Annotated in this window: 27 protein-coding genes and 2 riboswitches; of the genes, 13 read left to right on the top strand and 14 right to left on the bottom strand. The window is 33.4% G+C overall.

Annotated features, from left to right (window positions below):
- Positions 1-16: 16 nt before the first annotated feature.
- Positions 17-712 (bottom strand): pirin family protein, encoded by a 696-nt coding sequence (locus B7R67_RS00260; protein WP_088066447.1) that lies wholly within the window; start codon positions 710-712, stop codon positions 17-19.
- Between the two features lie 258 nt (positions 713-970).
- Entirely contained in the window at positions 971-1,393 is a 423-nt protein-coding gene (fosM, locus tag B7R67_RS00255) for a FosM family fosfomycin resistance protein (protein ID WP_088066445.1), read from the bottom strand.
- Positions 1,394-1,807: 414 nt separating this feature from the next.
- On the opposite strand from fosM, the gene B7R67_RS00250 reads away from it, so the two are divergent.
- A complete protein-coding gene (locus B7R67_RS00250; RefSeq protein WP_088066443.1) occupies positions 1,808-2,320 on the top strand; it encodes a DinB family protein in 513 nt (170 codons plus the stop codon).
- A 97-nt stretch (positions 2,321-2,417) separates the two neighbouring features.
- On the opposite strand, the gene B7R67_RS00245 is transcribed toward B7R67_RS00250, so the two are convergent.
- On the bottom strand, positions 2,418-3,734 hold the full coding sequence (locus B7R67_RS00245; RefSeq protein ID WP_088066441.1) for an amidohydrolase family protein: 1,317 nt from the start codon (positions 3,732-3,734) through the stop codon (positions 2,418-2,420).
- Between the two features lie 74 nt (positions 3,735-3,808).
- Positions 3,809-3,908, bottom strand: a riboswitch (purine riboswitch).
- A 66-nt stretch (positions 3,909-3,974) separates the two neighbouring features.
- Complete coding sequence (locus tag B7R67_RS00240) at positions 3,975-4,430, bottom strand: MarR family winged helix-turn-helix transcriptional regulator (RefSeq protein ID WP_088066439.1); 456 nt, start codon at positions 4,428-4,430, stop codon at positions 3,975-3,977.
- 160 nt (positions 4,431-4,590) lie between these two features.
- On the opposite strand from B7R67_RS00240, the gene B7R67_RS00235 reads away from it, so the two are divergent.
- Together B7R67_RS00235 and B7R67_RS21975 are read left to right on the top strand one after the other, a co-directional pair.
- The gene (locus tag B7R67_RS00235) at positions 4,591-5,565 is read left to right on the top strand and encodes a glycoside hydrolase family protein (RefSeq protein ID WP_088066437.1); all 975 of its coding nucleotides are present in this window, start codon (positions 4,591-4,593) and stop codon (positions 5,563-5,565) included.
- 66 nt (positions 5,566-5,631) lie between these two features.
- A complete protein-coding gene (locus tag B7R67_RS21975; RefSeq protein ID WP_158094989.1) occupies positions 5,632-5,796 on the top strand; it encodes a hypothetical protein in 165 nt (54 codons plus the stop codon).
- Positions 5,797-5,868: 72 nt separating this feature from the next.
- Here the strand turns inward: B7R67_RS21975 and B7R67_RS00230 are convergent, their stop codons facing one another.
- The gene (locus B7R67_RS00230; protein WP_088066435.1) at positions 5,869-6,858 is read right to left on the bottom strand and encodes an NAD(P)-dependent alcohol dehydrogenase; all 990 of its coding nucleotides are present in this window, start codon (positions 6,856-6,858) and stop codon (positions 5,869-5,871) included.
- A 200-nt stretch (positions 6,859-7,058) separates the two neighbouring features.
- Positions 7,059-8,255 (bottom strand): methionine adenosyltransferase, encoded by a 1,197-nt coding sequence (metK, locus tag B7R67_RS00225; protein WP_088066433.1) that lies wholly within the window; start codon positions 8,253-8,255, stop codon positions 7,059-7,061.
- 210 nt (positions 8,256-8,465) lie between these two features.
- Positions 8,466-8,579: riboswitch (SAM riboswitch) on the bottom strand.
- A gap of 374 nt (positions 8,580-8,953) precedes the next feature.
- Between metK and pckA the strand changes: the two genes are divergently transcribed.
- From pckA to B7R67_RS00205, 4 genes are all read left to right on the top strand, one after another.
- The gene (gene pckA, locus B7R67_RS00220; RefSeq protein ID WP_088066431.1) at positions 8,954-10,540 is read left to right on the top strand and encodes a phosphoenolpyruvate carboxykinase (ATP); all 1,587 of its coding nucleotides are present in this window, start codon (positions 8,954-8,956) and stop codon (positions 10,538-10,540) included.
- 136 nt (positions 10,541-10,676) lie between these two features.
- The gene (locus tag B7R67_RS00215) at positions 10,677-11,675 is read left to right on the top strand and encodes an ABC transporter substrate-binding protein (protein ID WP_088066429.1); all 999 of its coding nucleotides are present in this window, start codon (positions 10,677-10,679) and stop codon (positions 11,673-11,675) included.
- 12 nt (positions 11,676-11,687) lie between these two features.
- Positions 11,688-12,452 carry an ABC transporter ATP-binding protein gene (locus B7R67_RS00210; RefSeq protein WP_088066427.1) on the top strand — a complete coding sequence of 255 codons (765 nt, stop codon included), beginning with the start codon at positions 11,688-11,690 and terminating at the stop codon, positions 12,450-12,452.
- Entirely contained in the window at positions 12,445-13,251 is an 807-nt protein-coding gene (locus B7R67_RS00205) for an ABC transporter permease (protein WP_407920359.1), read from the top strand. Before B7R67_RS00210 ends, B7R67_RS00205 begins: the two co-directional genes overlap by 8 nt.
- A 332-nt stretch (positions 13,252-13,583) precedes the next feature.
- Here the strand turns inward: B7R67_RS00205 and ytkD are convergent, their stop codons facing one another.
- Positions 13,584-14,060, bottom strand: a complete 477-nt coding sequence (gene ytkD, locus B7R67_RS00200) for an RNA deprotection pyrophosphohydrolase (protein WP_088066425.1) — start codon at positions 14,058-14,060, stop codon at positions 13,584-13,586.
- A 166-nt stretch (positions 14,061-14,226) separates the two neighbouring features.
- Here ytkD and ytzI point away from each other — a divergent pair, with 166 nt between their 5' ends.
- Together ytzI and yidD are read left to right on the top strand one after the other, a co-directional pair.
- The gene (ytzI, locus tag B7R67_RS21845) at positions 14,227-14,376 is read left to right on the top strand and encodes a YtzI protein (RefSeq protein ID WP_235822048.1); all 150 of its coding nucleotides are present in this window, start codon (positions 14,227-14,229) and stop codon (positions 14,374-14,376) included.
- Between the two features lie 23 nt (positions 14,377-14,399).
- On the top strand, positions 14,400-14,642 hold the full coding sequence (yidD, locus tag B7R67_RS00195; RefSeq protein ID WP_088066423.1) for a membrane protein insertion efficiency factor YidD: 243 nt from the start codon (positions 14,400-14,402) through the stop codon (positions 14,640-14,642).
- 48 nt (positions 14,643-14,690) lie between these two features.
- Here yidD and menC read toward each other — a convergent pair whose 3' ends face one another.
- The 6 genes from menC to B7R67_RS00165 all read right to left on the bottom strand — a co-directional run bounded on the left by menC (position 14,691) and on the right by B7R67_RS00165 (position 22,129).
- Positions 14,691-15,803: an o-succinylbenzoate synthase gene (menC, locus tag B7R67_RS00190; RefSeq protein WP_088066421.1), complete on the bottom strand. Its 1,113-nt coding sequence runs from the start codon at positions 15,801-15,803 to the stop codon at positions 14,691-14,693.
- Between the two features lie 12 nt (positions 15,804-15,815).
- Positions 15,816-17,258 carry an o-succinylbenzoate--CoA ligase gene (locus tag B7R67_RS00185; protein WP_088066419.1) on the bottom strand — a complete coding sequence of 481 codons (1,443 nt, stop codon included), beginning with the start codon at positions 17,256-17,258 and terminating at the stop codon, positions 15,816-15,818.
- 79 nt (positions 17,259-17,337) lie between these two features.
- Positions 17,338-18,156 carry a 1,4-dihydroxy-2-naphthoyl-CoA synthase gene (menB, locus tag B7R67_RS00180; RefSeq protein ID WP_088066417.1) on the bottom strand — a complete coding sequence of 273 codons (819 nt, stop codon included), beginning with the start codon at positions 18,154-18,156 and terminating at the stop codon, positions 17,338-17,340.
- Positions 18,146-18,982: a 2-succinyl-6-hydroxy-2,4-cyclohexadiene-1-carboxylate synthase gene (gene menH / locus B7R67_RS00175; RefSeq protein WP_088066416.1), complete on the bottom strand. Its 837-nt coding sequence runs from the start codon at positions 18,980-18,982 to the stop codon at positions 18,146-18,148. Before menH ends, menB begins: the two co-directional genes overlap by 11 nt.
- Before the next feature lie 17 nt (positions 18,983-18,999).
- Positions 19,000-20,733, bottom strand: a complete 1,734-nt coding sequence (menD, locus tag B7R67_RS00170; protein WP_088066414.1) for a 2-succinyl-5-enolpyruvyl-6-hydroxy-3-cyclohexene-1-carboxylic-acid synthase — start codon at positions 20,731-20,733, stop codon at positions 19,000-19,002.
- The gene (locus B7R67_RS00165; RefSeq protein WP_088066412.1) at positions 20,723-22,129 is read right to left on the bottom strand and encodes an isochorismate synthase; all 1,407 of its coding nucleotides are present in this window, start codon (positions 22,127-22,129) and stop codon (positions 20,723-20,725) included. Before B7R67_RS00165 ends, menD begins: the two co-directional genes overlap by 11 nt.
- A gap of 154 nt (positions 22,130-22,283) precedes the next feature.
- On the opposite strand from B7R67_RS00165, the gene B7R67_RS00160 reads away from it, so the two are divergent.
- The 3 genes from B7R67_RS00160 (at position 22,284) to B7R67_RS00150 (ending at position 24,713) form a co-directional block, all read left to right on the top strand.
- Entirely contained in the window at positions 22,284-23,207 is a 924-nt protein-coding gene (locus tag B7R67_RS00160; protein ID WP_088066410.1) for a 1,4-dihydroxy-2-naphthoate polyprenyltransferase, read from the top strand.
- 96 nt (positions 23,208-23,303) lie between these two features.
- Entirely contained in the window at positions 23,304-24,053 is a 750-nt protein-coding gene (locus B7R67_RS00155; RefSeq protein WP_088066408.1) for a TraR/DksA C4-type zinc finger protein, read from the top strand.
- Between the two features lie 195 nt (positions 24,054-24,248).
- Entirely contained in the window at positions 24,249-24,713 is a 465-nt protein-coding gene (locus B7R67_RS00150) for a TspO/MBR family protein (protein WP_088066406.1), read from the top strand.
- Between the two features lie 58 nt (positions 24,714-24,771).
- Here the strand turns inward: B7R67_RS00150 and B7R67_RS00145 are convergent, their stop codons facing one another.
- Positions 24,772-24,972: a cold-shock protein gene (locus tag B7R67_RS00145; RefSeq protein WP_088066404.1), complete on the bottom strand. Its 201-nt coding sequence runs from the start codon at positions 24,970-24,972 to the stop codon at positions 24,772-24,774.
- Between the two features lie 470 nt (positions 24,973-25,442).
- Between B7R67_RS00145 and B7R67_RS00140 the strand changes: the two genes are divergently transcribed.
- The gene (locus B7R67_RS00140) at positions 25,443-26,231 is read left to right on the top strand and encodes a TIGR00266 family protein (RefSeq protein ID WP_088066402.1); all 789 of its coding nucleotides are present in this window, start codon (positions 25,443-25,445) and stop codon (positions 26,229-26,231) included.
- The last annotated feature ends 31 nt before the right edge of the window (positions 26,232-26,262 follow it).

Genomic DNA, 26,262 nt, shown 5'->3' with positions numbered 1-26,262 from the left:
AAGATTTTATACTTAATTATTTTTTCATTTCTACTACTAAATAATGTGAAAAATCTTTTGATACTATTTGAATATCCTCTTCAATTATTTTTGCAGCATCACTAGCTTCCAATAGTTCTCCGTTTATTACTGCATTTCCTTCTAATAAAACTAAATACGCTTGTCTTCCTTCTTTTACTTCAAAAGAGATCTCTTCATCTCCATTTAATGCAAGCGAGTAAATATTTGCATCTTGATGAACTTTAATTGGAGCATTTCCATTAATTGGAGATACCATATGATACCATTTCCCTTCCCTTTCACTCCAATCAGAAACAAGATCGCCATAGTTTGGAGTATGACCTGCTTTGTCGGGAATTATCCATAATTGGATTAATCGTAGCAACTCATTTCCTAAGTTATGTTCACTGTGATATACACCAGTACCTGCACTCATGTATTGTATATCGCCACGTCCTATTTCGTGCTTATTTCCCATACTATCGGCATGAGTTAATTTACCATTAATAACATACGTTACGATTTCCATATCATTATGCGGATGAGTATTAAATCCTCTGTTAGCTTTAATAAAATCATCGTTTAAGACTCTTAATACACCAAAATTCATGTTATTTGGATCATAATAATTAGCAAATGAAAAATGATGAATTGTATTTAACCAACCATGATCAGCGTGACCTAATTGCTTACTACTGATTTTTTCGAACATATTTATCGCTCCTCTAAATGTTTTTATCGTTTTGATCTCTTAAGAGTTTCACAACTTTAACTTTAATCAATTTTAATAAGAGATATCTTTAATTCGAGATAAAAAAATCTAAAAAATTCTTCATACACTTTATTTAAAACATTTGATTAGTACCAATAAAATCAATTTAATCAGTGAAAAAATACTAACCTTTAACTACATTGTATCAAAAAACATCTTTAATTCAAGATATTTTTTGATACAATGTTCGTTTAAACGTCAAATATAAAAATCCATATGCGTTTTTGATTGCTTATAATATTCCATTCGATCTTTCAACGTACCTGTATGAAATTCAAATTTATGCCCATCTGGGTCAGTGAAATAGATTGATTTTTTATCTCGTTCATCTCTATCACGGCCATTCCAGATCTGGACATTAAGTTGGATTAATTTATCGTACATTTTTTCGAAATCTTTTTCATCAATCGTAAAGGCCAAATGTGTATATGATTGATGAATTTCATTTCTAGCTATGTCTTTTTCTTCATTTAAAGCTAGCCATATTCCCATTAAATCAAAATATGCTGTTGTTCTCCCTTTCACTAATAGTACTGCATCAAAAACATTTTTATAAAACTCTATTGAAGTTTCAAGGTTGGAAACAGAAAACAGCAGATGATTAATCCCTTTAATCTCCATAATATTCCTCATCTCATATCTTTATTTAAAAATAATTTAAATAGAGCCTTCACTCAAACCGCATTTCAAGCCCCTCTGATTCTACTAATCTCCCTTATCGTTTTTAATAAATTTTATTTACCTTCTAATAGTATTTGATTAGTGACATGCAAATGAATTATACATAGAATTGAACCGTACATTCATTTCCCGCAAAACCCTGAGCAAGCTGATTACATATTAATTATCCTTAATATTTTTATTTTTCAAACTTCTATTTACATAATTTTACCATAAGATATAATTTCTTTATTGTTATAATTCACTCTGTTAACTTTCTTTCACATAATCTCCACAGTTTTTTCAAACAAACTACGGATTCTTTTAATCTCGTATTTATAACAGAGTCAGTTTATAAAAATTGGAGGGACTTTAATGCTTTTGAAACCAGAGTTAAATGAATACAATCCACATTTTGAAGGTTATATCAGTCTTGTTCCTGAAGGGGATCTAATTGAAATCCTAAAAACACAATTAAATGAATCATCTAGTTTTTTTAAATCAATTTCAAAAGAAAAATCGGAATATCGATATGCAGAAGGAAAATGGAGTATTAAAGAAGTCATTGGACATCTTACAGATACTGAAAGAATAATGTGTTATCGACTACTAGCGATTGCTAGAGGAGATCAAGCACCTTTACCATCATTTGATGAGAATTCTTATAACGAAAATGCAGACTTTAATCGTCTAGAGCAAGAGCAACTTATTCACGAATATACTATTGTTCGCCAAGCGACATTGTCATTACTTTCAATTTTATCCGATGAATCATTTACAAAGTTTGGTATGGTTCTGAATTCTCCAACAACCCCTCGTGCACTTGCTTACATTATTGCTGGTCACGAGTTACATCATTTAAAAATAATCAATGAACGATACTTATAATGGACCTTTCAGTCTTCAAATCAGTTTAATAGAACGTTACCTATAGACTAAAATCCTGAATATCTTATTTGATATTCAGGATTTTTTGTCGTCAAATTTATAGGTTATTTAATAATGAATTCTGAAGACGATTTACTTCTGAAATTACTTTTTCTTCATCGATTGTTAAACAAATACGATTTTTTACAATTGCGTTTCCATCAATATAAACATCACATACATCACTACCACGTGCAGCATATAGTAAATGTGAATAAGCAGCACTAATTGGTTGTAAATGCTCCTTATCATGTGGATAAATTGTTATAAAATCTGCCTTCTTATTCTCTTCAAGAGATCCTGTATGTCCCATTCCAATTACTTCAGCTCCTCCACGAGTAGCTAAAGTTAATGCAGTTTGTGCTGGAAATTTAGTAGCGTCTTTATACATACCCTTTTGTAAAAGTGCAGCTGTCCTTACTTCTTCAAACATATCGAGATTATTGTTAGATGCTGTGCTATCTGTTGCTATACCAACCTTTACTCCTGCTTCTAAAAGACTAACTACATCTGCAATCCCAGAACCAAGCTTCAAATTACTAATCGGATTATGTGCAACTCGTACATCATATTGTTTTAAAATGGCTCTCTCTTCATCATTCAGTACAACACCATGAGCCATAACGGTTGGTTGATCAAAAACTCCTAATTTGCGAAGATGTTCAACTGGTCTGTTTGAGTAACGATTCTCTATATCTTGTATTTCAAAATCAGTTTCAGAAACATGGATGTGTACCATTAAATCGTTTTCCTTCGCGATACGCGCACTTTCAATCAATGCTTCAGGTGTACAAGCATACGGACTATGAGGGGCAACCATTGTTGTTAGACGGCCATCAGCAATTTTTTTGTAATCTTTAGAAAACTGCTCAGCACCTAAAAGATTCATTTTCTGCTCTTCTTCTGTACCAAAGCTAAATATTGAATAAGAAAATGCTCCACGAATTCCTGTTTCACCAATTGTCTCCATTACTATATTAGGATCAATCCCATTTGGATTAAACATATCAGAGAATGTTGTTGTTCCTGACTTCACCATCTCTAAAATACCTAGTTGTGCACTCATAGAAGCAATCTCTGTTGTATATTGTCTTTCAATTGGCCAAATTTTAGTTTCAAGCCAAGGCTTTAACAACATATCATCGCCAATGCCACGTAATAATGTCATCAAAATGTGGGAATGTGTATTCACAAGACCAGGCATAACCCATTTACCATTAAGATTAACAACATGATCTACATCCTTCATTCGTTCTTTAGAATGTTCACCGATATAGGTAATTAGTTGATCCTGTACGACCATCATACCATTATCAAAAATATGATTTTCTTTATCCATCGTAAAAAATGTTGCATTATAATAAACTGTTTTCATAGAATTACCTCCTAGATCTTTTTATAAAAATAGTGCGAAAAATAAAAAAAATCCTGATTACGAAGAAAAATGTAGTTAAATACATTCTTTTTCGTAATCAGGATTTTACGGTTCCTGGTAGAGACCCTCATACCATATCAATGAGGTTATACATTATCTTTATGCTTTTGTATAAAATCATGATAAATGATTCATAAACAAAGTTCAAGATTTTCTATTATTTGGCATTTAAAGTCTATACTATTCCAATTTTCCAAGTATTCGTATTATCTTATGCATTGAATAATCTAAATCAGTTAAATCATCTTCATCAAGTTGTCCAATCCGTTCACAAAAAAGATGATAAAAATCCTCCCAACGTTTCGTGACAATTTGTTTGCCTTTTTCAGTTAATACAATATTAAAACTACGTTTATCATTAGCATCTGGAATTTTTGTAACATACTCTTTTTCCTCTAGTTTCATAATTAGTGGAGTCATTTGCTGTTTTGAAATACTTATATTTTGAGCTAGCTCGGTTAGTGAAATACCTTCAACTGTTTGAAACAATTCCTCAAGTATGTGATATTGCAAATGTGTTAGCTCATCCTGCTTTTTCTTTAGAGAATTTTTTGAGCCTGGCTTATTTAACTTATTAAAGACCAACGGAAGTAATCGAACAAACTTCTCTGCTATTTGATTTGCTTTTGAATCCATTCTTTTAACATTACCTTTCTAAGAAAAATTCTAAAATTGACATAAAGTAAATAAAAGTTTATTATTTACTCGATATCAACTTAAATAATAACATAATTTAACGAAAAATAAAACAATTTAGTAAATAAACATTTACTAAATACAAAAGGAGTATAGTCGTATGATTTCAACTGGTTTTACTTTTGGAATTTATCCTCTTAGTGTAGCTGGTACCCCTATAGGATTAGCAATTGGACCTGAGGATAATTACGAAAAAATCTCGGGCGCACTTAATGAAATTAGAAGCGAAGTAAAAAAACTTTTGCCAAGAACTTATGCTGTTTATATGGGACCTGAAACAGAGGACAAGGTTTTCAATGCTCTTAACCGATATAAAAAGGCAGGATTATTAGGTGATTTAACAATTGGCTGTCTTCAGGATCCTAGTTTGTCGCTAGACTTCTGGTTAAATTTCGTTCGTAAAGTAATAAAAGAATATGGCAATTTACTTGATTCGATTCAAATTACAAATGAGCCAAATTTAACGTTTATGGATGGCTCTAAGCCATATGTTTTAGATGCACTTACACAAGGTGTACTAACTGCCAAAGAGGAAATTTCAAAAAATAACTTAAATATAAAAATTGGTTTTGGATCGGTTCCAGAAGGGGAAAAGACAATCCCTCAATTTTGGAATAAATTAATGGAAATTGGTGGAGATAATTTAATTCATTCTATCGATTATATAGGTCATAATTTTTATGTGGATGTATTCGAGGAGCCACTTAAAATTGAAGATGTCTCAAATAAAATAGACATCACTCTTCGGAAATTTCGTGACACGTTGACTAGTGTTGGAATCCCTTTTTCTATCCCTATCCGCATTACAGAGAACGGTTGGCCGACTGGAAAAAATCCTTTTATTCAAGTTGAACGGTCTTATAACCAACAAGCCATTGTATTAGAAAAAGTAATTCGAACAGTCTATTCCCTTCGCCAAGAATTAAATATTACTCATTATGAGTTTTTTGGACTTAGAGATGCAGATAGCTCTAAAGATGACTTATTCCATCAATTTGGAATTATGAAGGATGATTATACGCCCAAACCTGCTTTTTTCACATTCAAAAAGTTAGTACAAGAATTAAGCAAATAAAATATCTTTTTGAATGAAGATTTTCATTTCGTTAAGACTAACATCATTGAACTTAGGAGGTGCCATTTGAGCAAAGAAAAGAAACCCCTCATAAATGAAGAGCAAATGACTATTCAGGCTAATCTTAATAATCTTGAACCTGGCAATTCTGTAGACAAGCAGCGCAAATTAGAGACTGCAAATATGATTTTAGCCGGTGAAGAAATAAGACAGCAAAATGAAAATCTTTAAAAAGTAAAACCCTCAGAGATATTTGAGGGTTTCTTTTTAGATAGCATATTTTTATGGGCTTTATTTTTCACTTTAGGATGAAGTATTACTCTTTATATTGATTACTACATTTCCCTTTTTATGCCCCTTTTCGACATAACGATGCGCCTCTGAAATTTGATCTATTGGATACTGCCGATCAATTACTGCTTTTAACTTTTCAGCTTCAATAAGAGCTTTTAAATAAGTTAAATCTTCCCTACTAACATTTGCTACCCCATAGATAATTTTTTTGTTACTTGTCATGTTATTCAAAAACGCTCGAGCATACACTGAAAGCTTCCATACTGCACCTAGTAAATAAACGCCATCTTTGTTAAGTAATCTTTTACAATCCAAAAAAGAACTCTTTCCTACAGTGTCAAAAATGATGTCATAAGTTTCATTACATTGTGCTATGTCATTTTTTGTATAATCAATTACTTTATTTGCCCCAAGCGCTTTAACTAATTCTATATTTGATGTACTACATACTGCAGTAACCTCAGTACTAAAGTATTTTGCAAGCTGTACTGCATAAGTTCCTACACTTCCAGAAGCACCGTAAATAAGTACTTTTTGTCCATTTTGTATAATACCTTTTCTAAGGAAATGTAGTGCTGTAATTGCTCCCACAGGTACAGCTGCGGCTTGCTCAAATGACATATTGATTGGTTTTTTTAAGATGATCCCTTCTTCAGGTAAAGAAATATACTCTGCATTCGAACCAAAGCCCATTCCGCTAAAGCCGAAAACTTGGTCACCTTTACTAAATTTTTTTACATTTTTTCCAATTGAAACAATTTCACCCGCAAACTCACTCCCAGGAATTTTATTTCTTGGTTTCGTTAACCCAAATATAAGTCGTGATGGTAGCCAGTACATAAAAGGGAAATCGGAGCTTCGAATTTTTACATCTCCTGCTGTTACTGTCGCTGAGTAGATTTTAATTAATACTTCGTCATCGTTTATTGTAGGTTTTTCAACTTCTTTTAGTTGAAGAACTTCTGGTGGACCATATTTTGTACAAATGATTGCTTTCATAGGTTCCTCCAATAATGACTTTAATTTAGTCATTTAAACCTATGAAAATTGTCATTTAAGTATGCCAATGTACAAAACCTATATAAATGAAATAGCTTAAATTGGCAACTATGTCTTAGTTTTCTACACCGCAACAAGCTTTCTTAATGCAAAAAAAAGACTGAATATAGTATTAGCTATATTCAGCCTTGAATTTCTTATTATAGACCTGCTTCAGTTCTTAAAGTTTCTGCTTTATCAGTACGCTCCCAAGGAAGGTCGATATCTGTACGGCCAAAGTGACCATAAGCAGCAGTTTGTTTGTAAATAGGACGACGTAAGTCTAACATTTTAATGATTCCAGCTGGACGTAAGTCAAAGTTATTGCGAATTACTTCAACTAATTTCTCTTCTGAAACTTTACCTGTACCAAAAGTATCAATTGCTATAGAAACTGGTTTAGCAACACCAATAGCGTATGCTAATTGAACTTCAGCTTTATCAGCTAAACCTGCAGCAACGATGTTTTTCGCAACGTAACGAGCAGCATAAGCAGCAGAACGGTCTACTTTTGTTGCATCCTTACCAGAGAATGCACCACCACCATGGCGAGCATATCCACCGTAAGTATCAACGATGATTTTACGACCTGTTAATCCTGCATCCCCTTGAGGTCCACCGATAACGAAACGACCTGTTGGGTTGATAAAGAATTTTGTATTTTCATCAATTAACTCAGCTGGTACAACTGGTTTAATTACAAGTTCTTTAATATCATTTTCAATTTGAGCTTGAGTAGCTTCTGGACCATGTTGTGTAGACACAACGATTGCATCGATACGAACTGGTTTATTGTTTTCATCATACTCAACTGTTACTTGAGTTTTACCATCTGGACGTAGGTAAGAAACTGTTTCATTTTTTCTTACTTCAGTAAGACGGCGAGCAATTTTATGAGATAAAGAAATTGGAAGTGGCATTAATTCAGGTGTTTCATTTACTGCAAATCCGAACATTAAACCTTGGTCTCCTGCTCCGATTGCTTCGATTTCTTCATCTGTCATGCTACCTTCACGTGCTTCTAACGCTTGGTCTACACCTAAAGCGATATCTGCTGATTGCTCATCGATAGAAGTTAAAACTGCACATGTATCTGCATCAAATCCATATTTTGCACGGTCATAACCGATTTCACGGATTGTTTCGCGAACGATTTTTGGAATATCTACATAAGTAGAAGTTGTGATTTCACCTGCAACAAGAACTAATCCTGTTGTAACTGATGTTTCCGCTGCTACACGAGCATTCGGATCATTTGATAAAATTGCATCAAGAATTGAATCTGAAATTTGGTCACAGATTTTATCTGGATGTCCTTCTGTAACTGATTCTGAAGTAAATAAACGACGTTGTGACATTGAGTCCCCTCCTAAATTGAATTGACGGATCTCTTTTTTCTCAACATAAGAATAGAAAAATTTTGTCCTATACTTATGTTCCCCATTTAAGATAAAGATAACTCAGTGTAAATTACGAAATCGCCACTGCATTTAAGTTTTGAGCAAAAAAAAAGCCTTCCTCTTATCAACTATTGCTTGAGGAAAGGATTCTTGGTTATTTGCCTTTCGCTCTTATCGTCCAAGACAAAAAAACTGTCTTGCATCAGGTTCAGCACCTTTCACTTAAAGTGAGGTTGCTGGGCTTCGTAGGGCCTGTATCCCTCCACCTACTCGGGATAAGAGAGTATCCGTATGAAAAGTATCATATTAAAATTTCACTTTCTTGTCAACAATTTTCTCATTGTGTTGATATTATTTGACAATCGCTCATTTCCGACATCTCTACATTCATTTATATATAATTGGAAAATACTAATGTATATCTTATTTTGTCGACCCAATTTCAGTATCAAAGCACCTTAAAAACACGTTTCTAATCAGTCAAAAAATCGTAAGTTTGAATTTTATATATAAACTGTTGCTCATATTTATTTTTTAAATAAAATCGTAACACATTTTTCCAAGTAATAGTATACACTATTAAAATAAATGTGTTATACTATTTATCGAGATACCTACATGGCAGACAAATTATATTTAAAGGATGGTATTAGTATATGAAGACAGTTGATGTAAATATTGAATTAAACGAATTACTTTCAAGTAATCAAATGTATAACCAACTTAGCGTTTCTGAGTTAGTTGAAAAAGTTCTAACAAGACAAGAAGGAATTTTAACGTCAACGGGAGCAGTTAGCGTTTCAACAGGTAAATATACTGGACGTTCACCTAAGGATAAATTTATTGTTAAAGAGGCATCTGTTGAAAATTTAATCGATTGGGGTTCAGTAAACCAACCAATCTCTGCTGACGTATTCGAAAAATTATATAGCAAAGTACTTAACTACTTAAAAGATAGAAATGAATTATTCTCATTTAAAGGATTCGCTGGTGCAGATACTGAGTACCGCTTACCAATCCAAGTTATTAACGAATTTGCATGGCATAATCTATTTGCTCACCAATTATTTATTCGTCCAACTGAACAAGAGCTACTTTCTCATGAAGCAGAATTTACAATTGTATCTGCTCCTACATTTAAAGCAGATCCAGTAGTTGACGGAACAAATTCAGAGGCTTTTGTTATTATATCATTTGAGAAGAAAATTATCTTGATTGGCGGCACGGAATACGCTGGAGAAATGAAAAAATCTATCTTCTCAATTATGAACTTCCTATTACCACAAAATAATGTATTACCTATGCACTGCTCTGCTAATGTTGGCAGCGAAGGCGATGTAGCATTATTTTTCGGACTTTCAGGAACTGGTAAAACTACATTATCTGCTGATGCAGACCGTAAATTAATCGGTGATGACGAGCATGGCTGGTCAGATAATGGTGTATTTAATATTGAAGGCGGTTGCTACGCTAAATGTATCAATTTAACATATGAAAAAGAGCCTCAAATTTTCTCTGCAATTAAATTTGGTACAGTTTTAGAAAATGTTGTTGTTAGTCCAAATGGTCGTTTAGCTGACTATGATGATACTTCATTAACAGAAAATACACGTGCTGCTTATCCAATGCAAGCAATTCAAAATATCGTAGAACCAAGCGTTGCAGGGCATCCACATGCAATTATCTTTTTAACAGCTGATGCATTCGGAGTATTACCTCCAATCAGCAAATTAACGAAAGAACAAGCAATGTACCATTTCTTAAGCGGATTTACTAGTAAATTAGCTGGTACAGAACGTGGTGTTACTTCTCCACAAGTAACATTCTCTACATGTTTCGGATCACCATTCTTACCGCTTCCAGCTGTAGAATATGCAAAAATGCTTGGTGAAAAAATCGAAAAACATAACGTTAATGTATTCTTAGTAAACACTGGTTGGACTGGTGGAGAATACGGCGTAGGTAAACGTATGAACCTTTCATACACAAGAGCAATGGTTCACGCTGCTCTTGAAGGTGATTTAAACAACGTTGAAACTACTCAAGACGAGTTTTTCGGTCTAGCAATTCCGACCCATGTACCTGGTGTACCTGATAGTGTATTAGTACCATCAACAACTTGGGAAGATAAAGCAGCTTATGATCAAAAAGCTCAAGAATTAGTTTCTAAATTCAAAGAAAACTTCAAAAAATTCGAAGGCTTCGACGCTCAATTAGCTGAACTTGGCGGACCATTAAAATAATCATATAAATCAAAAAGAGTTGCTTATATTAAGCAGCTCTTTTTTTGTCTAGCCAAAAGTCCTTTATGAACTCCGCATTCACCCATTTTCTCCTCCCGCATAGGCTAATTGTATATTTTTACCTAGGAGGGATTTAATGAAAATTAAATGGTTAGTTGTTTTATTTTTATTAGTTGCTTCTATTTTAGGAGCTTGTTCAAAAGATACAACTAAAAATGGTAATACAAAGGTTAGAGTTGCGGAAGTTACACGCTCACTATTTTATGCTCCTGAATACGTTGCGATTAGTGAAGGTATATTTAAAAAGCATGGATTGGACGTTGAATTAACAACTACTTTTGGCGGAGATAAAACGATGACTGCAGTTCTTTCTGGCGGTACTGATATCGGATTGGTAGGACCAGAAACAACAATTTATGTTTACTCTCAAGGAGCAAATGATCCAGTAAAAAGCTTTGCACAACTAACTCAAACTGATGGAACGTTTTTAGTTGCAAGGAATCAAACTGGGCCATTTAGTTGGGATCAACTTAAAGGCAAAACATTTTTAGGTCAGCGTAAAGGTGGCATGCCACAAATGGTTGGCGAATATGTGTTGAGTAAACATGGGATAAATCCTCATAAAGATTTAAACCTTATTCAAAATATTGACTTCGCAAATATAGCGAATGCATATGCATCAGGTACTGGTGAATATGTTCAATTATTTGAGCCGACAGCTAGTATTATGGAAAAAGAAGGTAAAGGTAAAATCGTTGCATCATTTGGTCTAGAGTCTGGAAAAGTTCCATACACAGCATTTATTGCAAAGGAAAGTTTTTTAAAGAAAAATGCAAAAACAGCACAAAAATTTACAGATGCTATTTATGAAGCTCAGCAATGGGTTGATTCACATTCAGCAGAAGAAATTGCAAAAAGTGTAGCACCATTCTTTAAAGACACACCTTTAGATATTTCAATAAAAGTAATTGATCGATATAAATCGCAAAACTCTTACGCAACAAATCCAATTTTAGATGAAGATGAGTGGAATAATCTTCAAACAATAATGAAAAATGCAGGAGAATTGCCAAAACAAATTCCACATTCAACTTTAGTTGATACAAAATTTGCTCAAAAATCTACGGAGAAATAGTAGGTAATCAAAATGAGTTATCTTACGATTAATCATATATCACATGTTTTTTTATCGAAGGAAAAAGCGGTAAAAATATTGGATAGCTTAACTTTTGAAGTTGAGAAAGGCGAGTTTTTATCTGTTTTAGGTCCGAGTGGTTGTGGTAAAAGCACGTTATTGTCTATCATTTCTTCATTGCTCACACCATATGCTGGAACTGTTGAGTTTAAAGGAAAGCCTTACGATATCAAAACGGGAGAAATTGGTTATATGCTTCAACATGACTATTTGTTCCCTTGGAAAACGATTAAAGAAAATATTTTCCTAGGTCTTCAAATTCTAGGCAAGGATACGGAAGAAAATAAAAATCGAACACTTGAATTGTTAAATGAAGTTGGATTAAAGGATTATGAAAATTCATACCCAAGAGAACTTTCTGGAGGGATGCGACAACGAGTTGCATTAGTTCGAACACTTTCTACAAGTCCTTCAATCGTATTACTTGATGAACCCTTCTCTGCACTTGATTATCAAAATAAAGTAAAACTTGAAGAATTAGTATTCAACCTATTTAAAAAGTTAAATACGACTGCAATATTAGTCACTCATGATATTGAGGAAGCTGTAGCTATGTGTGATCGTGTTATTACTCTCACAAATGTTCCTACTAAGATATCCAAAATATTCACCTTACCAGAGGCACTACGAATTCATTCCCCTTTTGAAACGCGACAACAAGCACCTTTTTCTTCTTATGTTTCTTCTATTTGGAAGGAGCTAGAGAAACGTGGATAAAATTAACGACGAATTACAAGCCTATCATTCACTTATTGCAAAAAAAAATCGCCGTAAAAAGCTACTCGTTTTTTTCTTTCAACTTTTAATTATTGTTTTATTCTTTATTGCTTGGGAACTATTAAGTCATCGAAAAATAATTGATCCTTTATTATTTAGTTCACCTACTAAAATTTATGATTTATTCATTTCAAAATTATCAGATGGTACGATTTATCATGATGCAATGACAACAATCGTTGAAACACTTATTGGTTTTGCTTTAGGAACAATTATTGGTGTCATACTCGCTATCGTTCTTTGGTGGTACCCATTTGCTTCAAAGGTACTTGATCCGTTTTTAGTCGTCTTTAATGCGATGCCCAAAGTTGCACTAGGGCCGATTATCATTGTTATTTTTGGAGCTTCGTATTCTTCAATCATTGCGATGGGGATCATTATTAGTTTTGTTATTACAGCCTTGGTTATCTATCAAGCTTTTTTACAAGTTGATGAAAATTATATAAAAGTGATTAAAAGTTTTGGAGCTACTAAAACTCAAATATTTAAAAATGTCATCTTTCCTGCTAGTATACCTACCGTCATTTCAACTTTAAAAGTAAATGTCGGATTAGCTTGGGTAGGAGTGATTGTCGGAGAGTTTTTAGTTTCAAAAAGTGGCCTTGGCTATTTAATTGTATATGGTTTCCAAGTATTTAATTTCACACTTGTGCTTATGAGTGTATTAATTATAAGTGTGTGTGCTGGATTGATGTATATTATTGTTGAGTATATTGAAAGAAAAACAATTAAAAAATAGGTTCTGTTAAAAATGAATTGATTTCCGTTACAGGATGCTCGCTTTCTTAAGAGCAGGATCAAGGAAAGGCAGGATCAAGGAGAAAGGAAAAGATATAAATAGACATTAGAGAATTATATTGATTTCCACTAAGGATTTTATGTCTTATATGCTTCCCTGCCTTTCCTGCTCTTTTCTGGTCTCACCCTTCCCGCTACTCCCATAGGAGTCTCGCACCTTTCACTCCAATCAATGTATTTTACGACTTACATTAGCAGTGCTTGTATTTTTCAATTTAGCCCCTTTAAAATTTCATCGCTATGAAAAAAGCTCACTTTAAAAAGTGAGCTTTTTTACGCATCCAAAACCGAAGATTTCAAATAATTTAAGCTATGTGAAAATACTTCATCTCGCATAATAAAACTATATCGGCGATCTTTTTTGATATTTGGAGGAAATTCATTTATTAATACCGGACCGTTTGTTTCAAAATAATGATTTTGTGTTAAAAGTTCTCCTATTTCAGCAAAATAGATGTTTTTTATAATAATTTTGTCTCTACCTGTAACACGATATTGCCCTAAATAATTAATTTTAGAAACAATTCCTCCAGTTTCTTCTAATACTTCACGTTTAGCTGCTTCTTCTGGTGTTTCACCTTCTTCAACTTTGCCACCTGGGAATTCATATCCTCTTCTCTGATGATCAGTTAGAAGCCATTGGTCATTGTATCTACTAATAACCCAAACATGCTTAGGATTGGCCGAAAATGGATGCTTTTCAAATGATAATTCTACTGTATTATGGTAAAAATCTTTAAATATGTACATTTTAACCTTCCTACATTCATACTTGTTTATCCATTGTACTATTTCTATTAAAATGTTTCATCAATATTAAAATAATATTCATAAAACCTAATGAAAATATTTGAATGCCTTGCATATTGGACAGTATACTATATCATAGTAGTATAACTATATAGGAGGATATAACATGATGACAGGAGTTTTAGTTGTTAGTGGTATAATTATCGTTGTTGTATTTGGCGCATTCGTAGTTTCTGTAAATAAAGGTTATGGCGTACAACATAAAATAGATAAATTAGAAGACGTAAAAATGAAAAATAACCATGATGATAAATAATTTACAACAAGTGAAGGTCGTATATGAATAAAATATTAATTGGCATCATAAGGTTTTATCAAAAATGGATTTCACCGGCAACGCCACCATCTTGTAGATTTTACCCTACATGTTCAAATTATGGTTTAGAAGCAATTCAAACACATGGAGCTCTTAAAGGTTCATTTTTAACCACAAAGAGAATACTTAAGTGTCATCCTTTTCATCCCGGTGGTTTTGATCCAGTTCCTGAAAAAATAAAAAAAGATACGGTCAAAGAAACTTGAAACATGTAAAAGTTAATTTGACCGTATTTTTTATGCTTTGATATCCTTTTATTTTTGAATTGTATATTTGTAAATTTTTTTTGATAGTCTCCTAATCCTCTCTTCATCTACTTCTACGCCTAAACCTTCGCCTTTTGGAACTTTAACTTTCCCATTAATTAATGTTACCTCTGGAATTATAACATCTTGGTCCCAATGTCTATTTGATTCAGAGATATCTCCAGGAATTGTAAAACCAGCCAAAGAGGCTAATGCAACGTTTTGGATTCTAGAGATTCCAGTTTCAATCATGCCTCCAACCCAAATTGGAATATTCTTTTCCATACAATAATTATGTATTTCTAGTGATTCAGATAATCCTCCAACTCTACCAGGTTTTACCGTTATAATCTTACATGCTTCTAGTTGATATGCTATTTGAACATCTTCCAAAGAATAAATACTCTCATCTAAACAAATAGGTGTGTTCATTTCTTTTTGAAGAACGGCATGTTCAATAAATTGGCGTTCACCGAAAGGCTGTTCAATCATTAATAAATCCAATTGATCTAATTTTTTTAGTTGTGGGATGTCATCTAAAGAATACGATGAGTTCGCATCAATCATTAGTGGGATTGAAGGAAAACTTTGACGAATCGATGAAACGATTTCAAAGTCATTTTCTTTTGATACTTTCACTTTAAATCGTTCATATCCAATAGCCAAATAATCACTGATTTGCTTTATCATTTTTTGGGGTTCATCTATACTAACTACTACACCAACAGGTATTTCATCTTTATTGCCCCCTAGGGCTTCCGCTAATGAAATCGAATGGTATTTACAATACAAATCCCAATATGCACCTTCAAGCCCCGCTTTGGCCATTTTATGACCTTTAAATTGGTTTAAATGATTCGCTACTTCACTAGGGTGATTAAAATGGTTTTTGAATAATGTAGGTATGAAGAAATCTTGTAAAATATGAAGTGCAGTTTTAATCGTCTCATCCGTGTACCATGGTTCTGAAAAAGCAACGACTTCTCCAAATCCGAAGACACCATTTTCATCAGAGATTTTAACCAAAATACTTTCACGTTGTTCATATATACCATAACTTGTTTTAAAAGGTATCTTTAGAGACTGTTCAATTAAAAATAATTCAATTTCTTGAATCCACATGGTCAAATCCCCTTATAAAAGCTTAAGTAGCTCTCTTCTAACTAATTTATTCGTTGCGTTTCTTGGCAAACTCTCTACGTATACGATTTGTTTTGGAATTTTGAATCCAGCAAGTTTCCCACGACAGTATTCAATTACTTCTTCTTGTGATGGTGGATTTTCTGATTTACTCACAATAAAACCAACAGGTACTTTCCCCCACTTTAAGTCCTCTTTACCAGTTACTCCAGCTTCCAATATAGCTGGGTGAGATAATAACACTGATTCTATTTCTGCAGGATAAATATTCTCCCCACCAGAAATGATTAAGTCATTTCGACGATCAACTACAAATAAAAAGCCATCTTCATCTACATAACCTAAATCACCAGTAAACAGATACCCTAATGAATCACTAGACTTATTCATTTTATAATAACCATTACTCACATTTGGTCCCTTGACGACAATTTCACCGACTTCTCCTGGTAAACAAATTCGATTATTTTCTCTAATTTCAAGCGTACACCCAAATAATGCTTTCCCAGCCGAACCGATTTTAGAAAGCATAAATTCAGGAGATAATGTTGCGATTTGTGAACAAGTCTCCGTCATCCCGTATGTTTGATATACTGGTACGTTTAATGACGTAGCTTTTTGTAAAAGAGGTAATGGTGCAGGACCTCCACCAAGTAAAGCGGCTCTTACACTAGTTAAACCATTCGATCCATCAGCAATCGTTAATAAATCATTTAAAACTTTTGTGACAACAGATAAAATCGTAATTTTATGTTTCTTAATACAGTCCTTAATGATATGAGCTTCAGCTTTATCGGATAATACGATTTTCATGCCATAAATTGCACTTTTATATACGGTTGATAGACCACCTACATGAAACATTGGGAGACAAACTAGCCACACGTCATCTTGAATTAGCCCCAAATTTAAGACTGAAGCAATCGCACTGCTCCAATGATTACTATAAGTTTGTAAAACCGCTTTAGGAAAACCAGTTGTACCGGATGTGTACATCATTGTAGCGATTTTATCACCGTCATAAGTAGACTGGATTGGAAAATCCTTTGATTCATATCGATCCATTTCACTTATATCCAACAGTTTAATTTTTTCAGGTAAATCTATCGTATTTGAACTCGCTGTGATTAAAAATTCAGTATCACTGTTTCTTAATTGGTATAGGATTTCATCATTGCTCAATCTTATATTTAGTAAAATAGAAGTAGCACCGATATAATGCAGAGCATGAACAACAACAATAAATTCAATTGAATTATTCATCAAAACAGACACATGGGTTCCGTCTTTTATGCCACAATTGTAAAATTTACTTGCGAGATGTAAAACTCGATCATGTAAATCCTTAAACGTAATTTCCTCTACATCAGTAGCAATTGCTATTCGATTAGGAGTTAGTCTTACTCTTTCTAGCAAAAAATTTGGAATTTGGTTCATCAAAAACACTTCCTGACTTTTATTCATATCATTCAAAAAAAGCTTGATGATTGCTCATCAAGCTTTTAATCTTTTCAAATCAAGGGAAACGTGGGAATTGACCGAAGTCAGGTTGACGTTTTTCTTTAAATGCATCGCGACCTTCTTTTGCTTCATCAGTTGTGTAGTAAAGAAGTGTTGCATCTCCAGCTAGTTGTTGAAGTCCAGCTAAACCATCAGTATCTGCATTCATTGCAGCTTTTAAGAAACGAAGAGCTGTTGGGCTCTTTTCAAGCATTTCTTCAGCCCATTTAACTGTTTCAGCTTCTAATTCTTCTAATGGTACAACTTTATTTACTAATCCCATATCTAATGCTTCCCCGGCATTGTATTGACGGCATAGGTACCAAATTTCACGAGCTTTTTTATGACCAACAATACGTGCTAAATAGCCTGAACCATAACCAGCATCAAAGCTACCTACATTTGGACCAGTTTGTCCAAATTTAGCGTTTTCAGCAGCGATTGTTAAGTCACAAACTACGTTTAATACATTTCCTCCACCAATTGCATAACCTGCAACCATCGCAATAACTGGTTTAGGTATAACACGGATTAAACGTTGTAAATCTAATACGTTTAGACGAGGAATACGGTCTTGTCCTACATAACCACCATGTCCGCGAACACTTTGGTCACCACCTGAACAGAAAGCTTTTCCGCCTTCACCTGTTAAAATGATAACACCAATTTTTTCATCATCTCTTGCCCAAGCAAATGCATCGATCATTTCTGATACTGTTAATGGTGTAAATGCGTTATGTACGTGTGGACGATTGATTGATATTTTAGCTATACCATTATATGTAGAATATAAAATTTCTTCATACTTTCTTTCTTGTACCCATTCAATTGTCATGAGATATTTCCTCCTGTTCTCTTTTCAAAAAAAACTCACTTACTATTGTAGCAAATATTTCTGATTGTTCCACATGAATTGCATGCCCTGCACGAGGAATTTTTATGATTTCACTATTCTTTAGCTTCTCGTTCATTTTCCCCATTATTAAACAAAACTTTTCATCAAATTCTCCACAAACTAACAAGGTAGGTTTATTTAATTGATTTAATTCATCCCATAATGAAGGCTGAACCCCTGTCCCCATCCCTTTTAGGCTATTGCTTAAACCGATAGGTGACTGGTTTAACCTGCCTTGTTTAATCATTTCCTTTGAATCTGAAGTTAAGTTTTTTTGAGTTGAAAATAAAGGGATATTTTCCCAATAATTTACGAAAGCTTCAATTCCTTCGTTTAAGATCATTAATGACAAATAATCATCCTGTTTAATTCGCGCTAATCTTTCATCCTTGGTTACAAGACCAGCAGTACAGCTTTCTAAAATAAGCGATTGAATTTTACTTGGGTAAGTTAAAGCGAAATAGAGGGCTAGTCTACCACCCATCGAATAACCTAAAAGGTGAACGGAATCAATTTCCTTCTTTTCTAAAAGATCATGAATATCTTTAGCAGCATGTTCCATTTGATACCTTACTTCAGAATCTGGACTGTCAGTTTCCCCATGTCCTAACAAATCAATTGCGATCACATGAAAATTTTGCTCTAAATTTTTTATTAAATTTACCCAAGTTTCCTTTGATCCCGTAAATCCATGAAATAAAAGTACTGTTTGTCCTTGGCCCGATTCAGTATAGGAATAGCTTACACCATTTATTTCTATTTTCATAAATAGAACACCTAATTTCATTTCTCGTATTCTTTTTTTACGATACTCCAAACTTTTTGATGTAAATCATAATTTTCTTGTCGATTTGTTTGGATCTCAATGACATGTAAGCCATAATTCTTTTGAGAAATAGCAGCTTCAAGTTCAAACCAATTATTTATTTTTGTATGAACTCCTCCAAAAAGGCTAGTCGCATGCTCAAATTCCAATCCTAACGGTGTACCGAATAGTGCTTCGAAATGTTTCTCTTCTTTTGATTGAGGTAAGAAAGAAAAAATTCCTCCTCCATCATTATTCACAAGAATTACTCTTAATGGCAATCCGTGCAATTTAGATAAGACTAGGCTATTAAGATCATGGTAGAAAGATAAATCACCAATTAATAATGTCACTCTTTCTCCTGCAGCTGCTATTCCTAAGGCAGTAGCAATCGTACCGTCAATACCATTTACACCTCGATTACAAGCAATTCTTAACCTTTTAGATTGTGATAGTAAAAATGTATCTACATCACGGATTGGCATACTATTCGAAACAAATACTGTACTATCCTCTTCTAAACACTTTGCTAAAACTTGAACAATTTTCCCTTCAAAAAGTTCATCAAACTGTTCTGCTTGTTGCAGTCCATTTTTTGTTTTTTGATTGATTGAAATCCATTTATTTAACCAATCATTATCTAGATTACTTGTCTTTTGGTAAGTTGCCATCACTGCGTTGCAAAATTCAAAATCATCACATGAAATCATTCGAGTGGCTTTTAAAGTAGGATCTCTCCATAAATCTCCCTCATCGATCACAATTAACTCACAGTTTTTTTGCTTTTGTACATATTGGTTAAATGTTTTAGAAACTGGCATTGCACCAAATCTAACGATTACTTCCGCATCTAATTCATCAACGATTTCTTCAAAACGAAGAAAGGTATCGTACGTATCAACTAGATTGTTTTCATCGCTAATTGATCTTCCATTTGAAAGAGGATCACATAGGACAGGAAAATTTAATAATGCTCCTAAACCAAAGATTGATTTTAAAGCTTTTTCCTCTACATACGGTCCACAAACTAATAAGCCTTTTCTATTTCTTTGAAAAAGCTCAACAATCTCTTCAGTTGTTTCTTTTGATATTGTAGCGAGAGTTTTAGTCAGCATTGTATGTGCAGAAGCTTTACGTTTACCTGCTGAAAATAAATCTTCAATCTCAAAATTTGGAACTAATGGCTCACGAAGCGGCACATTCATATGTACTGGCCCTTTTGGAGCAGTCATACAAGAACGGAAAAGTCGATTGATACTTGTTCGAGCATATTGGTACATTGCTTCTGAAGCTTCTGGTACAGCAAGTTCAATAAACTGCTTTACGAATGAACCATATAAACCAATTTGATTCATCGCTTGTGGTGCACCAATATCTCGAAGTTCATGTGGGCGATCTGCAGTCAGTACAATTAAGGGTATTCTCGATTCTTTCGCTTCAGAAATTGCTGGTAAATAGTTAGAAGCTGCAGTTCCTGAAGTACATATTAAAACTGTAGGCTGCTTAGTGCTTTTTGCGATTCCTAAGGCAAAAAAACCTGCTCCCCTTTCATCTACTGCGATATAAGATTTTAATTTTGGGTGTTCGTTTACTAGCATTGAAATGGGTGTAGAACGCGAACCGGGACTAATCACCACATGTTGAATATTTAATGCACTTAATTCATCTACAAGAGCACCAATATATTTCGTTAGTGCTTCATTATCTTTCATTTCGTAACCCTCCTAATGCATTTAGCATTGGCAGAAACTTTACACCAGTTTCAAAAAATTCTTCTTCTGGTTTCGAATCTTGTACAACACCACAGCCGGCATATAATTTTGCTTTTTCACCTTTTATTAGAGCACTACGTATTCCAACAGCAAAATCACCATTAGTGTTTAGATCAATCCACCCAATAGGTGCACCGTACCAACCACGATCAACAGGCTCTAAATCTCGAATTAGTTTACACGCCTCTTCTTTTGGAAACCCACCAAGTGCTGGTGTCGGATGTAATGCTTGAATTAATTCAAATAAAGAAACATGGTTTAATAACGTTCCTTCAACTGGTGTAAATAAATGTAATAAACTTTTTGTTGCCATAATCCTAGGTTTTAATGGAATGGATAATTCATTACAATAATGTTTCAGCGTTTCTCTTATATAGTTTACAACAAATGCATGTTCATCATTATTCTTTTTACTATTTAACAACCAATTAGCAGCTTCGGCATTTTCTTCTCTTGTTTTTCCTTTTGCAGCAGATCCTGCAAGGCACATCGAAGAAACTGTATCATTTTTTTTAGAAATTAATCTTTCTGGTGTTGCGCTAATAAATACAGTATCCTTTAATTGATATGTGATTATAAAGTTTACATTTCTCGTAGCTTCAAGTTCGTAAATTACTTTTGAAGAGTTTACTTCAGCTGAAAATGTTGCGTTTAAAGTACGATTTAATACAACTTTTTCTAATTGTTCATCCTTCATTTTTTGAATTGCATTTTTTACGCTTTGTATCCATTTATTTGGTTCATATTCATCTTTTTTTATGAATTCCGACTGGGTGAAGCTTGGCTGTTTCATCCCAAAACGTTCTAGATAATCATCATACTCCTTATATTGAAGCAATAAATCTTCTAATGAAGTTTGATCATTGATTTCATAGTTAGTAGTGATGAATGTTCCTTCGTTTGTAACCGTAACCATTAATTTGGGTACATAGAAATGAGAAGTGCCAAATTCCTTCCAATCTTGATCATTTTTATAATTATCAAAAAAAGAGAAACCCCCAAGAGCCAAAGGTCCCGTACCAAAGCAATTCTCATGCTCGATATACACTTGCTCTCCAAAGCGTTTCCATTCTTTTTCTATTGCAGAATACTGTTCTTCTGTACTATTATGAAAAGGAACTAAAGTACCAATTCCTGTGAGAATTAACGAGTTTTCTTGGTTTGACCAATAAAAACGTTCAGTAAAACCCAATTCACGATAAAAATGGTAAACACTTAGGGGATGAATATTCATTATTTTTTCCACTTTACAAATAAAGCGTTTTGAACAAGCTTGTGCCTGCTGAAGAGAGTGCTCAAAAAAAGCAATCGATTCCAGTTGACCTGTTCTAAGCATACTAGTTCCCCCTAGCTTAAATATACGTTAAATACATGATATAACTAAAGATACAACGATGAATGTAGACTGTCAATTTTATGAAGTTCGTCCATACTTTTTTAAAGTAAAATGACCTACATTTTCAAATAATATTATTAAGGAGGATGTAAACATGCAACCATCTACTCAGTCACCAACTTCCTCAACAGGTTTTCGAACTTGGTGGAATTTGTTACGACCACATACATTAACCGCAGCATTCATTCCTGTTGCAATTGGTACTATTTTAGCTCATATGGATGATTCATTTCATTTACTATTATTTCTTGCAATGCTAATAGCAAGTTTACTGATACAAGCCGCTGCAAATATGATTAATGAGTATTATGATTATAAAAGAGGTTTAGATCATGAAGGTTCAGTTGGTATCGGTGGAGCAATCGTAAGGGATGGTATTAAACCTTCAACAGTATTAAATCTTGCTTTTACATTTTTTGGTATTTCAATCCTTTTAGGTATTTATATTTGTATTCAAAGTAGCTGGTGGATTGCTGTAATCGGAATTATTTGTATGGCAGCTGCTTATTTTTATACTGGAGGACCTTTTCCAATTGCATATACTCCATTTGGTGAATTAGTTGCAGGATTTTTTATGGGTGTTGTAATTATTGGAATCACATACTATATCCAAGCTGGAAGTGTCCCAACAAAGGTGATTTTACTTTCATTACCAACATCAATTACGATTGGTGCAATTTTAACTGCAAATAATATTCGAGACCTAGATAACGACAAGGAAAATGGACGAAAAACGCTTGTTATCTTATTAGGTAAAAAGAATTCAATTATTTTTATTGGTTCAATGTTCGCAGTTGCTTATGCTTTAATTGTTGCTTTTGTTATGACGAATTTAATTACTCCATTTGCACTTATCTCTTTAGTAAGTATTCCTTTAGCAATAAAAGCAACTAAAGGATTTATTGGCAAAACACAACCAATGGAAATGATGCCAGCCATGGTAGCAACAGCAAAAACAAATACTATAATGGGATTCCTTCTTGTTATAGGCTTAATAATTGGAAATATTTTTTCCTAAATATGACCTTTCAATTCCTCAAAAAACTTAATTCATGTTTTCCCCCTTTTTGAACAAAATAGGATTAGCCATATTTTATTGAAAAGGGGGAGCATGATGCTTTCACAATCACAAATTCAAACATTTAAAAACGAACTACTTAAACAAAAAGAGCATATAGAAGAAAGATTAAATGACCCAGCTTTTACTCCATATTCATTAAGAGATTCTGTCGATGAACTTTCACTTGCAGATAATCATCCTGGTGACTTAGGTACTGAATTATATGAACGAGAAAAAGATATTTCACTTCATGAGCATTTAAGAAACGAACTAACGGATGTAAATATCGCTTTACAAAAAATTGAAAATGGAACTTATGGTATTTGCGAAATAAGTGGCGAGGAAATACCACTTGAACGACTAGAAGCCCTTCCAACAGCAAAAGCAATGATAGAACATACACATGATCAACACATCTCTAGTTCAAATAGGGAATATGATCGTCCAATTGAAGAAGAAATTTTAAATCCACCATTTAGTAGAGATCCAAAAGATCGCTCTATGATGTATGACCCTGAAGATTCTTTGCAAGATGTTGAACGATATGGTAGCTCTCAAACACCTTCTGATTTTGAATTTAACAATATCGAGGAATATGAAGACACATATACGGAAAGTTACGAAAACGTAGGGTATGTTGAGGAATTTGAAAACTTTATTGGTACAGATATACACGGTAAAAATCGTACGGTTTATCCAACAAAAAAGCACGAACAATATGAACAAGATCTTGATGACTACGAAGAACAAGCTCTAAACGGAGAATTATCCGAAATTGATGTAAAAGACATCGAAAAGTACTAAGTAGGCTTAGGTTTTGCTCAATGGAAAGCGATAGTTTAAATTAACATCACTCAACTTCCTTTACGAAAATTTGGTAATTATTTAGCAAATTTTTTTTACAGCGTTCAAAAACGACCATAATTATGTGGTCGTTTTTTTATATTCTTAAATTATAAACATATACTGATACAAGACTATTTAATTTAAGGAGGTTTTATGAATAAAAAATTAATTGTATTATTTTTCTTATTATATTGTTTATTTTTTATTGCTTCATTATTATTTCCTATAAATCAAGATTGGTATAGTAATTTAGTTAAACCAAACTATACGCCATCAGAAAAAACGATCGGTATGATATGCGCATTTTTATACTCTTTCATTTCTTTAAGCGTTTGCGTAATTGTTTCGAAAGAAGAACCCTTTAAAAAGGTAAAATGGTTTTATATTGTATTTAGCATTAACTATTTATTTAATCAGTTATTTATTTACTTCGAATTCAAGCAACAGGATTTACGATTGGCTACAATTGATTGTGGATTCGTAGCAGTTACTGCAATCATTTTGGTATTGATTGCTTATAGACATTCAAAAGTATCTTCCCTTTTACTAATCCCCTATACAATTTGGTCAATTTTTGCAACTTATTTAAATTATACGATTTACGTATTAAATTTATAGTTTAGTAGTTTAAAATAAAAAGGCATCCTATAAAAGGATGCCTTGAACATAACAAAAATTATTTTTTGTTTACGTTAGCAGCTTGTGGTCCACGGTTACCTTCGATGATTTCGAATTCAACATCTTGACCTTCTTCTAATGTTTTGAAGCCTTCGCCTTGAATTGCAGAGAAGTGTACGAATACGTCGTTTCCACCTTCAGTTTGGATAAATCCAAAACCTTTTTCGCTGTTAAACCATTTAACTTTACCGAATTCCATCGATAATACCTCCTCAAAATACATATATACACTATTAAAGCGTGCATAAAAGAGGATAAAGAAAAAGAACGTCATTGTCCAATCAGTTAAGATTGCTACAACATTGAAAGTGGTCAAAACTTCTTTTCAAGACAAAGAAAAATGAGCGTTTCTAATCATTTTGTAGAGCAAATGTATCGTTAATTTCTTACCTTCAAATAAATATGCAGTTAATAGTAATTTAAATATATCATATAAGAAAAAGTGCGTCAATGACACTAAAGGGCAATTGAAAGAATTTTTTATATTATTCATACTATTTATCTTTTATACATTTTAAAGCATTATTTTCCTTTAAAAATGGTTTATTTTGGTCTTACTTAGTCATAATAAATGAGGATTCTGTAATAATTTATCTAATTTTTTATACTTAAAAAACTAGATTTTCGTATTACAATATTTGTATAGTTAGATTATTGGGAGGAATGTAAATGAGAAATTCACATGAAGTTACATATAAAATTCATGGACAGGATATGCAATTTGTACAAGTTGAGCTTGATCCAAAGGAAACCGTTGTAGCAGAAGCAGGCGCAATGATGATGATGGATGATGGCATCGAACTTGAAACAATTTTCGGAGATGGCTCTTCACAGTCTGGTGGATTATTTGGAAAATTAGTAGGTGCTGGAAAGCGACTTGTTACTGGCGAAAGCTTGTTTATGACTAGTTTTACGAACAAATCCAACTCATTAAAATCAGTAAGCTTCTCCGCACCATATCCTGGAACGATTATTCCGCTAGATTTAAATGAATATGGGAACAAAGTTATTTGTCAAAAAGATGCATTTTTAGCAGCAGCAAAAGGTGTTTCAGTTGGAATCGAATTTAGAAAAAAATTAAGCACTGGTCTATTTGGTGGAGAAGGTTTCATCATGCAAAAAATCGAGGGTGATGGTCTTGCTTTCCTGCATGCTGGTGGTTCAATTTATCAAAAAACACTTCAACCTGGAGAAAAAATCAAAATTGATACTGGCTGTATTGTTGCTTTCACTGGTGATGTGCATTACGAAATTGAATATGTTGGAAATGTAAAAACTGCGCTATTTGGAGGAGAAGGCCTATTCTTCGCAACTCTTCAAGGTCCTGGGACAATTTGGGTTCAATCATTAACATTAGCAAGATTAGCTTCACGAATTGGTCAATATTTACCTACTTCTTCTAGAGAAGAAGGAAGCATACTTGGTGGCCTTGGTAATCTTTTAGATGGCAACGATTAATTTTTCAAAAGACTGCAAGCCTAAAGCTCGC

Origin of the sequence: Gottfriedia luciferensis, from assembly GCF_002156865.1 — a bacterium.
In the GTDB taxonomy this organism is placed as follows: Bacteria; Bacillota; Bacilli; order Bacillales; family Bacillaceae_G; genus Gottfriedia; species Gottfriedia luciferensis.
Note: the sequence above shows the minus strand (reverse complement) of the source record. Positions and strands in the feature narration are given on the sequence as shown.